12 protein-coding genes and 1 pseudogene are annotated in these 12876 nt (G+C 68.3%); 3 read left to right on the forward strand and 10 right to left on the reverse strand.

The genetic code is table 11. From position 1 onward, the window contains the following. Positions 1-15 precede the first annotated feature (15 nt). The 5 genes from AC1DP9_RS25495 to AC1DP9_RS25515 all read right to left on the reverse strand — a co-directional run bounded on the left by AC1DP9_RS25495 (position 16) and on the right by AC1DP9_RS25515 (position 6871). Positions 16-3702 (reverse strand): autotransporter outer membrane beta-barrel domain-containing protein, encoded by a 3687-nt coding sequence (locus tag AC1DP9_RS25495; protein ID WP_477108841.1) that lies wholly within the window; start codon positions 3700-3702, stop codon positions 16-18. A gap of 173 nt (positions 3703-3875) precedes the next feature. Beyond that, positions 3876-4523, reverse strand: coding sequence for a LysE family translocator (locus AC1DP9_RS25500; protein ID WP_477108842.1), 648 nt, complete (start codon positions 4521-4523; stop codon positions 3876-3878). A 92-nt stretch (positions 4524-4615) separates the two neighbouring features. Beyond that, positions 4616-5431: an AraC family transcriptional regulator gene (locus tag AC1DP9_RS25505; protein ID WP_477108843.1), complete on the reverse strand. Its 816-nt coding sequence runs from the start codon at positions 5429-5431 to the stop codon at positions 4616-4618. Between the two features lie 46 nt (positions 5432-5477). After that, positions 5478-5768 (reverse strand): hypothetical protein, encoded by a 291-nt coding sequence (locus AC1DP9_RS25510; protein WP_477108844.1) that lies wholly within the window; start codon positions 5766-5768, stop codon positions 5478-5480. Between the two features lie 113 nt (positions 5769-5881). After that, a complete protein-coding gene (locus AC1DP9_RS25515) occupies positions 5882-6871 on the reverse strand; it encodes an SLAC1 anion channel family protein (RefSeq protein ID WP_454757836.1) in 990 nt (329 codons plus the stop codon). 100 nt (positions 6872-6971) lie between these two features. Between AC1DP9_RS25515 and AC1DP9_RS25520 the strand changes: the two are divergent. Then, a pseudogene (locus AC1DP9_RS25520) lies at positions 6972-7906 on the forward strand (LysR family transcriptional regulator). Here the strand turns inward: AC1DP9_RS25520 and AC1DP9_RS25525 are convergent. After that, positions 7875-8288 carry a MerR family transcriptional regulator gene (locus tag AC1DP9_RS25525; protein WP_441593145.1) on the reverse strand — a complete coding sequence of 138 codons (414 nt, stop codon included), beginning with the start codon at positions 8286-8288 and terminating at the stop codon, positions 7875-7877. The pseudogene AC1DP9_RS25520 and the gene AC1DP9_RS25525 overlap by 32 nt on opposite strands. A 99-nt stretch (positions 8289-8387) precedes the next feature. Here AC1DP9_RS25525 and AC1DP9_RS25530 point away from each other — a divergent pair, with 99 nt between their 5' ends. After that, positions 8388-8606 carry a DUF2188 domain-containing protein gene (locus AC1DP9_RS25530; RefSeq protein ID WP_092296392.1) on the forward strand — a complete coding sequence of 73 codons (219 nt, stop codon included), beginning with the start codon at positions 8388-8390 and terminating at the stop codon, positions 8604-8606. A 65-nt stretch (positions 8607-8671) separates the two neighbouring features. On the opposite strand, the gene AC1DP9_RS25535 is transcribed toward AC1DP9_RS25530, so the two are convergent. From AC1DP9_RS25535 to AC1DP9_RS25550, 4 genes are all read right to left on the reverse strand, one after another. Next, the gene (locus AC1DP9_RS25535; RefSeq protein ID WP_092296395.1) at positions 8672-8866 is read right to left on the reverse strand and encodes a DUF1059 domain-containing protein; all 195 of its coding nucleotides are present in this window, start codon (positions 8864-8866) and stop codon (positions 8672-8674) included. A gap of 62 nt (positions 8867-8928) precedes the next feature. Beyond that, positions 8929-9930 carry a Bug family tripartite tricarboxylate transporter substrate binding protein gene (locus tag AC1DP9_RS25540; protein WP_477108845.1) on the reverse strand — a complete coding sequence of 334 codons (1002 nt, stop codon included), beginning with the start codon at positions 9928-9930 and terminating at the stop codon, positions 8929-8931. Between the two features lie 45 nt (positions 9931-9975). Further along, the gene (locus AC1DP9_RS25545; RefSeq protein WP_477108846.1) at positions 9976-10950 is read right to left on the reverse strand and encodes a tripartite tricarboxylate transporter substrate binding protein; all 975 of its coding nucleotides are present in this window, start codon (positions 10948-10950) and stop codon (positions 9976-9978) included. 35 nt (positions 10951-10985) lie between these two features. Continuing rightward, entirely contained in the window at positions 10986-11756 is a 771-nt protein-coding gene (locus tag AC1DP9_RS25550) for a GntR family transcriptional regulator (RefSeq protein WP_477108847.1), read from the reverse strand. Between the two features lie 101 nt (positions 11757-11857). Between AC1DP9_RS25550 and AC1DP9_RS25555 the strand changes: the two genes are divergently transcribed. Continuing rightward, positions 11858-12706: an amidohydrolase family protein gene (locus AC1DP9_RS25555; protein ID WP_477108848.1), complete on the forward strand. Its 849-nt coding sequence runs from the start codon at positions 11858-11860 to the stop codon at positions 12704-12706. Positions 12707-12876: the final 170 nt, after the last annotated feature.

The raw sequence follows: 12876 nt of genomic DNA on the forward strand, positions 1-12876 counted from the left end.
TTGCCCTGACGACAGCTACCACGTGTACTTCACCCCGGCGCGCACCACATACTGATAGAAGCTCTGCGCGCCCCACGCGCCGGACACATTGGTCCAGCCAGTCCAGCGCTTGCGCAAATCCACATTGACGCCGATTTTCACTTCGTACCGATTATCCGGGTACATGCTGCCCACGGGAAGCTGATTGAACGAGACGTTGCTGCCGACGCTGGTATGCCACCAGTTGAGGGTCAGGTACGGTTGCCATTTGCGCGCGTCATCGCGGACGTAGGTGCGATGCAGCCGCGTCCCGAGCCGCGTGATCCAGCCGTGCGAGTCCGCCCCGCTCACGCGCGTGCCATTCGGCTCCGTGATGTCGTCCTCGCTGTAGCCGACGTAGATCAGCTGCCCTTGCGGCTCGATCACCCAATCGTTGCGCAGCGGCATGGCATACCCGCCCTCCGCCGATACGGCGAAACCCTGCGCATGGTAGCGGACCACCGGCAGCAGGTCGCCTTCCACGCGATTGGTGAACCAGCCGTACTGGAACCAGGTGTCGACGTAGGCGCCGAGCTTGTGCTCATCGTTCTGGTACCAGGTGCCGTAGGCGCCCACGCTCCAGCCTTCCACCTTGCCCTTGGCGCGGAAGGCGTTGCCTTGCGCTTGCGCGTCCGTCCAGGCGTTGCCGTAGCTGCCCATCAGGCCAAGGTGGGCGCGGGCGGCTTCGCCGAAGACCTTCCACTTGGCCATTTCGGCGCCCCCTTGCAACAGAAAGGCGTCCGTGCTGGTCTTGAACACACCATTGCTGCTGCGGCTGCCCTCCCACTTGCCCACCGCGCGCAGCCAGCCCGACCGCGGCTTGTCGTTCTCGTGGTCGAAATCCTGCCCTTCCACGTACTGGGGCTCGCCCAGCCGGTCATGGAGGCTATGGACGAACATCTGGCCAGCCAGGCGCTGATTGGCGAGGTAGGCCGCCACCTCGGGCCGATAGAGCGCCCCGCCCGGCGTCGGAGTTGGGCTTGGATTCGGGTCCTGCTCGGACCGCAGATACCAGACGTTACCCGCGCTGCCATCCGGCGCGCCCTGGAACAGCCGGTATTCGTAGGCGCCCGCCACGGCGCGGCCTTCCAGCGCGAAGGCACCGGGAGCGCTGTCGGTGGCCACGGGGCTCAGGATTTCCACGAGCGGTATCCCGTTGGCGACCGTGAGCGCGCCCTGCCCCCCGACATTGTTCACACGGAGCCGCGTGGCACCGCCGGCCCCGGTCGCCGTGGCATCCGCCACGAGCATGTCGGCACGGGAGGCGGGCCCTCCCTCATTGAGCACGGCATTGAGCTTCAGCGTCCCGCCATTGGAGACATAGAGGCCCCCGCCGTACTGCCCTGCCGTCTGGCCGCCCCCGATCACCAGGACGTTGCCGACCGCCGCACCGCCTCCGGTCAGATCAATGGTGCCGCTGTTGGTGAACGTCCGCACGCCGAGGATTTGGCCCTGCACCGCGCCGCCAGCCACCGGCGTGTTGGCGGTCTGACCCAGCGGCAGGTAGGCGCCGGCGGGGTTGAAGGTGACGATGGCGTCCGCCGGTTGCCGCGTGCCGCCCGCCCCGCTCACCGGCTGCGCGGCCAGCGCCAGCGTGCCGGTGTTGTCGACCGTGTTGTTCAAGCCCGTGCCGAGGTTGGCGATGGCGACGTTCCAGCTATCCCGCGAACCGCTTCCCGTGCTATCCGCGAAGCTGCGCAGGTTCCACGTGCCGCTGTTGTTGAGCGTGACGTCCGACGTCGCCGCCGAGACCACGCCCGTCATGGTGCCAGCGTTGTCGAGCCGGAACGATCCCGCCGAGCCGTTGCTGTCGGCGCGCACGGCCTGATCGCTCAGGGCCTCGATGGAGGACGCATTCCGCACGGCCTGTGTCAGCCCGGCCGTGGCGATGCCCGCGCTCGTGCCCCATCCCGCCCGAACCGGCTGGAGGTTCTGCACATCGACCGCGCCGCCCACCGAGGTGATCTCCAGGCCCGACGCATTGTTCCCGACGGTCGAGATCGCCCCTTCATTGACGACGGACATCGCCGCCGCGCCGCTGCCCCGCGCCAGGATGCCCTGCGCGTCGATCGCGCCGAGCGTCTGGATCGCGCCGCGATTGATGATGGTCTGCGCGCCCGCTCCCGAGAGCGTGGCGATCCCACGCTGGGCGTTGCCGCGCGCCGTCAGCGTGCCGGCATTCTGCACGGTGACTTTCCCCAGCCCCGTACCGCCGTTGTAGCCGCTGCCCGCCACGATGGCCGCGCCGCTGCCATTCACGTCGATGCTGCCGCTCACGAAATTGATGTCGACGTCGCCGCCCAGACTGGTGCCTTGCAGACCGAACGAGCCGCCGCCGGATCCTTCTCCACCGCCATTGTCCGAGTGCGTGATGATCGTGCCCTGCGCCGTGATGCCGACCGTGTTGGTCGCCGCACCCGTGGTGGCGTAGATCCCGTTGGCATTGCCGTTGAAGGTTTCGAGGCGGGCACCGGTGTAGGTCACCTGCGTATTGCCGCTGACGGAATGCGCGCGAATGGCAGCCGAGCCATCGCCGTAGGTGGTGATGTTGCCCGAATAGTCGACGGTGACGGCGCCAGCTTCCGCGCCCACGGTAATGCCGAAGGCGCGCACTGTCGCCGGGTTGCCGTACACAGTAATGTCACCAGTGCCCGTGACGGTGGCCGTCCCGCCAGCCCGGGCGATCATATAGATGCCGCGTGAGCCCTCGGTATTCCCCGTGGCGCCAACCGTGATCGGCGCCCGGTTGTCGACCGACAGCGAGCCGGACGTGTTCAGTCCCGACGTGACATAGATGCCATGGCCCGCCTGCCCCGTGGCCAAAATGGCGCCCTCGTTGACCACCGCGACGTCGCCGCCCTGCGTGCTGGATCGGATGCCGAAGCCGTTCAGCCCGTCGGTGGTGATGGCGCCGCCGTTGCGGATGCGGGTGGTGCCGGTACCGGCATCGGTCATGATGCCGAACGCATTGGTCGCGGTGGCGCGGACCGTGGCGTTGCTGTCGATGGTGATGGTGCCGCTGCCGGGGCTGTAGGCGCGTATGCCGGCATGATTGGCGGGGCCAGCCTCGAGACCCGGGTCCGACGGATCCTCGATTGCCGTGGTGTTGTCGATAAGGAAGGTCACGCCGCTGCCGACCGTCGCCGAGACCGCGCCCGCACTGGTCGCCGTGGTCTTCAGGTTCATGCCATGGCCACCGACCGTCGAAATGGTCCCGCTGCCCTGATGCAGGATGGTGGCGCTGCCGCCGCCGTTGGCAGTGATGTCGAGCCCATCGTGCTCGTTGCCGGGAACCCGGTTCGTCACGTTGAGCGTCGTGCCGGACGTTACCGTAATCGTCGAGCTACCCGGGCTCAGGTTGATCACGCCAATCCCGTCCAGGCCAGCGCCCTGCATGGTGATCGACGTGGTGCCGCCATCGATGTTTGCGGCGGCATTGCCGGCCGTTACCGTGCCGGTGACCTGGGCCGTCACCCCGTTTGCGGCGGCGGCCGGCTGGTTGGTAATGGTCGTGCCCGCCACGGTCGCCGTGGCGTTGGCTGCGGACGTGGTCGCCCGGATACTGGCCCCGGTCGTCGTATTGAACGTGGTGCCCGTCAAGGTGCCGATATTGGATGGCGTGCCCGCAGCCGGCTGGCAGAACACCCCGGTCGAGAACGTTCCGCTGATACTCGTACTGCACATGGACGTCTGCGCTTGCAGGGCCGAGGGGAACAATGCTGCGGCGCCCAGTGCGATCCGCGTCCTCACACAACGTGCCGGCCGGCCCATAGAGTCTCCCGTGTCACAGTCAGACGTGGTCGAACCAGTATGGAATGTCAAATCTGACGGGCAAGTGAAACTTTTGGCAAAGCGAGTTAAAACCGTTGAACCGCGCCGATTGCCGGCCGGCCCACCGCCACGAGCACTCCCGCCCCGAACACCATCAGCATGCCGCCCGCCGCGCGCTCCAGCTTGGGCAGCACCCGGGCGAAGCGCCGCAGCACGCGCGGGTGGCCGATGGACACCGCGACCAGCAGGTCCCACGCCAGCACCGCGCCGAACATCCACACGCCATACGCCACTTTCCACGGCACGCTGGCGTGCGGCCCGCTGAGCATGGCGGCCAGGCTGGCGTAGAACAAGGCGTTCTTGGGGTTGAGGATGCCGGACAGGAAGCCGCTAGCCACCGCCTGCGCGAAGCCGGTCGCCGCCCCGCCGCCCGCCTTTGCCTCTCCCAGGGGCGTGGTCCCGGCGAACCGCACGAACTGCCAGCCGAGGTAGAGCAGGTACAGGCCGCCGGCCAGTTGCGTCAGGCTGAACAGCGCGCTGTCTGGTTGCATGGCGGACACCCCAGCGAAAGCCCCGGCGATGAACACGCCATTGGCCAGCGCGATGCCGAGGCACGCCCCGGCGGCGCGTCGCCACCCGGCGGCCAGCGAGGTACGGGCAATCAGGAAGAAGTCGGGGCCGGGCGATAGCAGCGCCAGAAAGTGGGCCGTGGCGACGATGAGGAATAGGTGCATGACGCAGACTCACTGAGGAAACCGCCGGAGTCTGCCGCCCCGCGCGGGCCGCGTCTTGAAGGAAATTGCAGGATTGGGGGGATCAGGCCCGATCAGGCCCGATACCGCGCCGGTGTCACGGCCGCGTGCGCCTTGAACACGCGCTGGAAGTGGCTCTGATCCGCAAAACCGAGCCCGTAAGCCACCTCGGCAATCGCTTCGCCGGCACGCAGGCGGTCGCGAGCCAAGTTGACGCGCTGGTTGACCTGCCACGCGTGCGGCGTCATGCCGGTGGCCCGGCGGAAGGCGCGGATCAGCTGGTAGCGGCTCAGGCCGGCCAGCGCCGCCAGTTCCGCGAGCTGGCGGCCCTCCACAGGCGCGCTGGCGAGCGCGGCGAAGACCGCGGCCAGCCGCTGGCGCCAGACGGCCGCACCGGGCGGGTCCGTGTCGATGGTTTGCCCGGTCAGGCGCAGGGCATCGCCGACAAAAAGAATCAGCGCGGCTTCCTTTTCGGGCACGCTGGCGTCGGAAAAGAGCAGCGCGTTGAGCCGACAGAACGCCTGATAGTGCGCCGGCCGCTGCGTCACCCGGACGACCGCGCCAAGGGCATCCGCCCCCTCCTCCGCACAGATCGCCGCGACCCAGCCGGGGTCAAGATGGAGCATCTGGTAGCTCCAGGCGCTGTCCGGCGCCGGGTTGCAGGCGTGGACGTGGCCCGGCGGCACGATCACCAGCGTCCCGGGGTGCAGCGCCACCGGCGCGGGGCCGGCCCCCGTGAAAACGCTGGCGCCGCCATCCACGGCGCCAATCGACCAGGTCGGATGGCTGTGCGGCCGATAGGCGGCACGGCTCCGGCACGCCCGGCGGCTCTCGGCGCAGGGCATGGCGGGGTCGCGCCAGAACTCGGTGGTGTCATCGGGGCCAGTCATGGCGGCGATTCTACCTTCGAGGAACCGCCGCGCCTTGCCCTATCCATCACTTCGACTGCACGATCACTGTGCCTTCGGTAATCGTCGGTGCGCCCACGGAGATTCCGGTAGCGTGCTCCGCGATCCAGGTCTTGGCGACCTTGACGCTTTCGTCCGTGCCCGCCTTGTCGGTGCAGGTGGTCACCGAAAAGCCGCCGGCGTCTCCGCGCACCAGCGTGTAGCTGACCAGCCCCTGAACCTCCCGCATCAACGGTTCGATCTCATCCTTGTGTTGTGCCAGCAGGTCGAATAGCTCGCTGGCGCCGCTTCCTGAATACGTTCTGACGACGGTGTGCATGATGGGTCCTCCAATGCTTGAACCCCGGCCTTTCGCGCAGTGCGCAAAGATAAGCTGCAACGGAACCAGTCTAGGTGCCAGCGGCCTCGGCAGGCCCCGGGCTTGCATCTATATCAACCGCCCAGCAAATCGCCGTTGAACAGGATGTGCAGGGTCCGGACGAACAGCACCACGATGGCGATGCTCAGCAGGGCCAGCAGGACGATGGCAATCGCCGTCACCGGCCAGGCCTGGACGAACATCGCGTACTTCAGCGCGGCGATGGCCAGCGCCGCCAGCGGGAAGCTGATGGCCCACCAGCCAGAGGCGAACGGCAGGCCGCGGCGGAACACCTTGGGCGCCAGCGCCAGGAAGATGAACAGGCCGAAGTAGAACAGCAGGGCGGCGAAGGTATCCACGCGCTGCGTCATGTTCGTATAGGCCAGGAAGCCGACCTCGAACGGCGCCATCAGGATCAGCAGCGACGGCACCATGCCGGCCGGCACCGGCTCGTGGTGGATCATGCGCGCCATGATCATCGTGAAGAACAGCAGCGCGATCATCGTCCCCACGGCCATGGCGAACAGGTTCACCTCATGGGCCCACGGCATCGGCATGGTGGCGCCGGCCACGGCGATATCGAGCGTGGCCACGCCGGGGATGAACCAGGCCGGCACGGCGTGCGCCGCGTCGATCTTGCCGCGCAGCAGGCGGCTGGAGATGGCGAAGCAGATGGCGAGCGTCGCCACGGTGCCCACGGTCCACATCCCCTCGGCCAGCGGCTGGCTCAGCGGGGCGACCACCGTGGACAGCAGCAGGATGGCGATGGTGATCGTGCCGAAGAAATTCCCCGCGACTGGATGCCGGTACTCGCTGGCCACCGCCGCCGGGTACTTCGCCGCCTTGACCAGATAGCCCGTGCCCAGCACGACGAACACAGCCAGCGCCAGCCAGCCGGCCACATCGGCAATCCACGGGCTGGCCCCAAACGCCTGGCTGGCCTGCCGCCATGCCAGCGACAGCCCGGCGATCCCCATCACCGACGCGAACAGGTTGACGGGCAGGTGCCTGACGGAGGCGGATTTGCGCAGGGTTTGGGGGTGAGGGTTCGAAAGCGTGGACACGGCAGGGACTCCAGATTGAGGGGTTCGCCCGATACTAGGCCCTTCCACCCAGAAATATAATCTGGCACGATCGGGAATCACTCTCCCAAAAATCGAGAATATGGCGGATCGTTTCGAATCCATGTCGATCCTGGTGGCCGTGGTGGAGGCCGGCAGCTTTTCCGCCGCCGCGCGCCAGCTCCGGATGCCGCTTGCCACCGTGAGCCGGAAGGTGGGCGAGCTGGAGGCGCACCTGAACACCCGGCTCCTGCATCGCTCCACCCGGCAGCTCTCGCTGACCGAGACCGGCCACGCCTACGTGGCCGCCTGCCGGCGCATCCTCGAGGAGGTAGGCGAGGCGGAGCGCGCCGCCTCCGGCGAATATGCCGCGCCCAAGGGCGAACTCGTCATCACGGCGCCCATCGTCTTCGGCCGCCTGCACCTGCTGCCCGTGGTGGCGGATTTCCTGAAAACCTATCCGGACATCGACGTCCGCATGGTGCTGACCGACGCGTGGTGGCCCTGCTGGACGAGCATGTCGATATCGCCCTGCGCATTGCCGACCTGCCGGACAGCAATTTCATTGCGATGCCGATCGGCACCGTCCGCCGGGTGGTGTGCGCCAGCCCGGCCTACTTCGCCGCGCACGGCACGCCCGCTCGCCCCCAGGATCTCGCCGAGCACGCCTGCATCACGTTCGAGCAGATGACTTCGCGGCAGGTCTGGCATTTCACGGCGGGCAAGGTGGCGAAGGGGGCGAAGGCGGGCAAGGCGGAGATTGCGGTGCCGGTGCGTTCGCGGCTGGCCGTGAGCACGGCCGAGGCGGCTGTCGATGCGGCGGTGGCCGGTGTGGGCATTACGCGCGTGGTGTCCTACCAGATGGCGGGCGCCCTGCGCGCGGGCGCGTTGCAGATCGTGCTCGAAGCGTTCGAGCCGCCGCCGTGGCCCATCAGCCTGGTCCACACCGGGCAGGGCCTCCTTCCGCTGAAGCTGCGCGCCTTCCTGGACTTCGCCGCGCCCCGGCTCAGGGCCCGGGTGGCGGCGATTGCCGTCTGACGTTGGACAAGCTATCGATCAAGGGGCAGGACGTCCCGCTGCCATTGGCGTGGCATTGCGCAATGAGGGTCTTCAGTTCGTCGCGCAGGCGTAGCAGATCCTTCAATCGATCTTCCACCAGCCCGAGTTTCTGCTCGGCCAGCACCCGGGCCGTGCCGCACGTGTCGCCATGGCCCTGCCGCAGCAGGACTCGCACTTCGTCCAGCGTGAAGCCGAACGACTGCGCCTGGCGAATGAACTGCAGCCGCTGCAGGCTCGCCTCCGGATACTGGCGGACGGCGCCGAACGCGCGCTCCGGCATCGGCAGCAGCCCGCAGCGGTGGTAGTAACGCACCGTCTCCACGCCAACGCCTGCGGCCTGGGCCAGCTTCCCGATTGTCATGGTGTGATGCATTGCGCTTGACTCCGTACCTTGGTACGGATCTAGCCTAGCGGTAAATCTGACGGAAGAAAATGGCGGGGAATACGGAGAGAGAACGACATGCAATCGCGCATCATTCGCGTTCTGCCCGCCGAGTATGGCTGGGCACTGCAGTTCGGTGGTCTCGATATCAAGCCCCAGCGCTTCACGACCATGGAAGCGGCCATCGCCGCCGGCTGGGACATGGCCCGGCGCGAGCACGCCGAGTTGCACATCCATCGTCACGATGGGGACGTGCACCTGCGCAGGGCATGGTACGACCCGTATCAGGACCGCTAGCCGCGCGCCGGAAGTGCGGGATCAGCCGCTGGCCGGTCCCGCCTCTCGCTTGACAACGCCGGCGCTCAGGCCGGCGGGGCACCCTCCTTGAACAAGGACTTCAGCTGCGTGCGCAGTTCAGGGGAATCCTGATGCTGATGCACCGCCACCGCATGCTGGACCGCAGCCTCGAGCAGTTCGTCTTCATTGTCGGCGCTCAGCGCCACAGTGCAGTTTTTCTCGCTCGGATAGTCGCGGCAATCGATGTACTTGCGTCCCATATCGCCTCCTGACACCGGCCTGGGGCCGGTGCCTTGAAGTATAGGTAGGACGGCGGCAACGCCTAGTCCGGCTTGATGCCCGCGCGCGCCACGATCGGCTTCCAGCGTTGCTGCTCCGCCGCGATAAAGCGGGCGAATTCCTCGGGCGTGCTGCCCACCACCAGGGCGGCGTCCGCGCCCAGCCGCTCCACCGAGGTGGGACTCTTCACCGCCTTGATCGTGGCCTCCGCCAGCTTGGCCACCGCCGGCTGCGGCAGCGAGGCCGGCGCCAGCAGCCCGTACCACTGCGTCATCTCGAAGCCCGGATAGCCCTGCTCCGCCACCGTCGGCACATCGGGGAGCTGCGGAATGCGCTGCGCCGTGCCCGTGGCGATGCAGCGCACCTTGCCCGTCTTGATGAACTGGATGATGGCCGGCGCGCCCACCGCCGCCGCATCGAGCCGCCCGGACAGCAGGTCGGTGATCTGCGGGCCGCTGCCGCGATACGGCACGTGGGTGATAAAGGTGCCGGTGGTCGCCTTCAGGTACTCGAAAGCCAGGTGGCCGGCGCTGCCATTGCCCGCCGAGCCGTAGTTCAGCTTGCCCGGCTTGCTCTTGGCCAGGGCCACGAACTCCTTGAGGTTCTTCGCCGGCAGGTCCGGGTGCACCACGTACAGGCTGGGCACCTTCGACAGCAGCGAAATCGGCCGGAAGTCCTTGTTCGGGTCGTACGGCAGCTTGGGGAAGATGTACGGATTGACCGCCAGCGTGCCGATATGGCCGAGGATCAGCGTGTGGTTGTCGTCGGCCCGCGCTACCTCGCCCATGGCGATATTGCCCGCCCCGCCCGGCTTGTTTTCGACGAATACCGATACGCCGAGCAGCTTGGTCAGCTCCGCCGCCGTGGAGCGCGCCACGATCTCGGAACTGCCGCCCGGCGCGAACGGCACCACCAGCCGGATGGGTTTGGACGGCCAGGTTGCCTGCGCGCGCGCCAGCGTGGGCGCCAGGGCGCCGGCGCCCAGCGCAGCCATCAACCCGAGCAGGTGCCGGCGATCGGCGTCAAAGGGGGAATCTGTGGACATGGGGGTCTCCTTCGTTTTTAGTGTGCTACGACGTCGCGCCGGCGCTTATTCCGGCTTGACGTTACCGTCCTTGATGACCTTGGCCCAGAGCCGCGTCTGGGTGTCGATATAACGCGCCGCCTCGGCCGGCGGGGCGCCTACCACCTCGCCGCCCAGCTCGGCCACGCGCTGGCGGATCTCCGGACTGCCCATGACCTTCTGGAGCGCGTCCGACAGCCGGGCCACCACGGCTTCCGGCGTGTTGGCGGGCAGGAAGGCGGCATTCCATTCATAGACCTCGTAGCCCGCCACGCCGGCTTCCTGCATGGTCGGCACGTTGGGCAGCGCCGAGGTGCGCGTATGGCTGGTCACCGCCAGCGGGCGCAGCTTGCCTGCCTTGATGTGTTGGAGGCTGGAAGCCACGTTGGCGAAGAACAGCGGCACCTGCCCTGCGATGACATCGGTCATCGCCGGACCGCCGCCCTTGTATGGCACGTGGAGCAGGTCCACGCTGGCGCGCTGCTCGAACAGCACGCCGGACAGGTGCTGCGCCGAGCCATTGCCCGACGACGCGAACGCCACCGTGCCCGGCTTCTGCTTCGCCAGCGCCAGCACGTCCTTGACGTTCGTCGCCGGGAAGGCGGGATTGGCCACCAGCACATTGGGATAGCGCGCCAGCACGCCCACCGCCCGGAACGCCTTGGCGGGGTCGTAGGGCAGGCGCGGATAGAGGCTCGGGTTCACCGCGTAGGACGACGCGTCCACCATCAGCGTGTAGCCATCGGGCGCGGCCTTGGCCACGTACGACGCGCCGATCTGCCCGCCCGCCCCGGGGCGGTTTTCCACGATCACCGTCTGGCCGAGTTCCCGTCCCAGCCCCGGCGCGATCAGCCGCGCCATCAGGTCGGCACCGCCGCCGGGCGGATAGGTGACGACGATGGTCAGCGGGCGCGTCGGCCACGGCTGGGCGGCGTCGGCGGCGTGCAGCAAGGTCGGCTGCAAGACCAGGCCGGCCAGCGTGAGGGGGATCAGGGAACGCATGGGGGTGTCTCCGTCAAATCAATGTTGGGGCGAGGTCAGCGGATCTCGGCCGTGTAGCGGAAGGCATAGGCATCGCCCCGGGTCAGCCGGTATTCGACGCACTGGCCCTGGATATCGAACGCCTGACGCGTGACCAGCGCACAGGGATGGGAGGGCGGCAGCTCGAGCAGCTCGGCTTCCTCGGCATCGAGCAGCCGGAAGGTCACCTCGTCCATCGCCCGGTGCACGGTGATGCCGCAGCGCTGGCTCAGCAGCGGATAGAGCAGCTCGCCCCACTCGGCCATCGGCGTCTCCTGCAGCGCCGCGCAGCGCGGCAACGGCAGCCAGATCGATTCGAGCAGGCGCGGGGTGTCCGCCACCCAGCGCCGGCGCGAGATGGCCAGACCCCGCGCGCCGGCCTCCAGCCCGAAGCGGCCGGCCATGGCCCTGTCCAGCCGCACGCTGCGGCAGGACAGGATCTCCGAGCGCGGCACCGCCGTGGGCGCCGCATCGGCATCGGCCTCCGAGCGGAAACGGAAGAAGCGCATCATGCTGGCGCCGCTCCCCCCGGTCAGCCCGGTGCACACGAAAGTACCCTTGCCCTGTACCCGCTCCAGCAGCCCCTGCTGCACCAGCACGGCAATCGCCTGCCGGATCGTGCCGAGCGCGATGCCAAACTCGCCCGCCAGCGCACTTTCGGCCGGAATGGCAGTGCCCGGCGACCACTCGCCCGTGACGATCTTCTGCTGCAATAGCGCGGCAATCTGCCCGTAGCGGCTCATGCCTGCCGAGGCGGCGGCCGGTTGGCGCGTGGCATTGTCTGGCATCTGGTGTCCGTGTTAGATTCCACTCCTATAGAGGACTAGAGTACCCGGACCGGGCCAGCCCGCCATATCGGGGCTAACCCGCACAGAGGAGAATCGTGCCGATGACGACAAGCCAGACGCTGGTGGACTGCCACTTCCATGTCTTCGATGCCGGCGTGGCCGTGGCTTCGGCACGCTACCAGCCGCCCTACGCCGCGTCGCTGGCGGACTGGCTGTCGATGGTCGGGTCGATGGGCGGGTCGATGGGCGCCCCGTCGGTGGACCCCTACGGGGTGGTGGTACAGACCAGCTTCCTTGGCACCGACAACGCGGCGATGCTGGCTGCGCTGCGCCGCATGCCGGGGCGGCTGCGCGGCGTGGCCGTGGTCGATCCGGCCGTGGACGACGCCGAACTCGCCACGCTGGACGCCGCCGGCGTGCGGGGCATCCGCCTGAACCTGTATGGCGATGCCGACTGGCGCCGTATCGACACCGCGCCGTGGCGCACGCTGTTCCAGCGCGTGGCAGCGCTGGGCTGGCACGTGGAAGTCCACACGAACAATGGCGACGGCGCGATGGTGCTGGCCGCGCTCGATGCCGCGCTCGACAATGCGCCGGCCCCCATCGTGCTCGATCACTTCGGCCGCCCCGGCCCGCTCGGCGTGGACGACCCGGTCTTCGACACGGCCCGCACCGTGGCCGTGCGACGCCCGCTCTGGATCAAGATCAGCGCGCCCTACCGGCTGGCCGGCCCTGACCAGTGGCCGACACTGGCCGCGCATTGGGCCGAGATAGCCGGGCCGGACCGCCTGCTCTGGGGCAGCGACTGGCCGTGGACCAACCACGAGGCCCCCGCACGTGCCGACGAATGCCGCGCGGTGATGGCCTGGCTCGCACAGCGGCCGGATTTGTCGGAAGGCTTGCGCTGGCGCAATGCCGCCGCGCTCTACGGCTTCGCACTGGCGGGCTGAAGCGCCCACACAGCCGCCCATCTAGCGGACGCGGCGCGTCCGCGCCGGTGCACCGGACCCGCCGGCGGTGCACGGCATGCCCCGCTCCGGGGCCCGGGCTTCCTCCCCCCTTCCGCCCGCCTTTCCCTCCCCATTTCCCCCAAGCCCAGTCCCCAAGCCGGATTCCGGGC

This window comes from Cupriavidus sp. 01L43 (assembly GCF_056399925.1).

Bases quoted from the DNA above. Each gene is read 5' to 3' on its own strand.
- AC1DP9_RS25495 (WP_477108841.1), bottom strand. From the start codon at position 3,702: ATGTGCAGTACGAGTATCAGCGGAACGTTCTCGACCGGGGTGTTCTGC.
- AC1DP9_RS25500 (WP_477108842.1), bottom strand. From the start codon at position 4,523: ATGCACCTATTCCTCATCGTCGCCACGGCCCACTTTCTGGCGCTGCTA.
- AC1DP9_RS25505 (WP_477108843.1), bottom strand. From the start codon at position 5,431: ATGACTGGCCCCGATGACACCACCGAGTTCTGGCGCGACCCCGCCATG.
- AC1DP9_RS25510 (WP_477108844.1), bottom strand. From the start codon at position 5,768: ATGCACACCGTCGTCAGAACGTATTCAGGAAGCGGCGCCAGCGAGCTA.
- AC1DP9_RS25525 (WP_441593145.1), bottom strand. From the start codon at position 8,288: ATGACAATCGGGAAGCTGGCCCAGGCCGCAGGCGTTGGCGTGGAGACG.
- AC1DP9_RS25530 (WP_092296392.1), top strand. From the start codon at position 8,388: ATGCAATCGCGCATCATTCGCGTTCTGCCCGCCGAGTATGGCTGGGCA.
- AC1DP9_RS25535 (WP_092296395.1), bottom strand. From the start codon at position 8,866: ATGGGACGCAAGTACATCGATTGCCGCGACTATCCGAGCGAGAAAAAC.
- AC1DP9_RS25540 (WP_477108845.1), bottom strand. From the start codon at position 9,930: ATGTCCACAGATTCCCCCTTTGACGCCGATCGCCGGCACCTGCTCGGG.
- AC1DP9_RS25545 (WP_477108846.1), bottom strand. From the start codon at position 10,950: ATGCGTTCCCTGATCCCCCTCACGCTGGCCGGCCTGGTCTTGCAGCCG.
- AC1DP9_RS25550 (WP_477108847.1), bottom strand. From the start codon at position 11,756: ATGCCAGACAATGCCACGCGCCAACCGGCCGCCGCCTCGGCAGGCATG.
- AC1DP9_RS25555 (WP_477108848.1), top strand. From the start codon at position 11,858: ATGACGACAAGCCAGACGCTGGTGGACTGCCACTTCCATGTCTTCGAT.